This is a genomic window from Corynebacterium sp. HMSC069E04, from assembly GCF_001813175.1.
Lineage (GTDB): Bacteria > Actinomycetota > Actinomycetes > Mycobacteriales > Mycobacteriaceae > Corynebacterium > Corynebacterium aurimucosum.
Window position 1 is genome coordinate 1 of sequence record NZ_KV811670.1, and the last position, 602, is coordinate 602.

A 602-nucleotide genomic window follows, 5' to 3' on the forward strand; every position below is an offset into this window, starting at 1 on the left:
TACGCACCCCGAAACCGGAAGAGCCCCTTTTCGGTGCCTTGGTGATCGTTGCAACCGTGGCTTGCAACATGATGCGGGTGAAGATCGTCGTGAGTGACGACGACGTAGCGGTTTCCATCCTGGATATATTCACGAAGAGGATTCCACTCAGTGATATCACCGGGGCAAGCATCGGTCCCGAGACTGGGCTCAAGGAAGGTGCGGGACCGCGTGTTGTCGACGGAGCACCGGCCTACATCGTTTCTGGGCCGACCGTGCGTATCGAGCAGGGCAGAAGCTCTCTTATCGCCTCGGCTAAGAATCCGGAGGAAGTGGTCGCGGATATCGAGGTGCGCTTGCGCTAGTTCTATATCCCCAGACCTAGAACCCGCAACCTCCAAGTGAGTGGCTCGGTGCCGCGAAGCGCTGGGCGACGCCCACCTGCAGGTTGCGGGTTTCAGGTCTGGGGGAATGCCGAGAGCGAAAGGCTTTCCCGCACTCGTGGCATCGTTGAAAATGAGGGCCGGGTTGCGGCCCGATGGGAGAGGGTTGTGGGCATGAAAAAGTGCCCCTGACACAAAGTGCCCCTGACAGTGTCTGGTTCGGAGACATCGTTCCGCATG

Annotated in this window: 1 protein-coding gene; it reads left to right on the plus strand. The window is 59.3% G+C overall.

The window, feature by feature from the left end; all coding sequences use genetic code 11:
• Positions 1 to 344 (plus strand): hypothetical protein (locus HMPREF2896_RS05785; RefSeq protein ID WP_070718409.1); only part of this gene is annotated, 344 nt, incomplete at its 5' end.
• Positions 345 to 602: the final 258 nt, after the last annotated feature.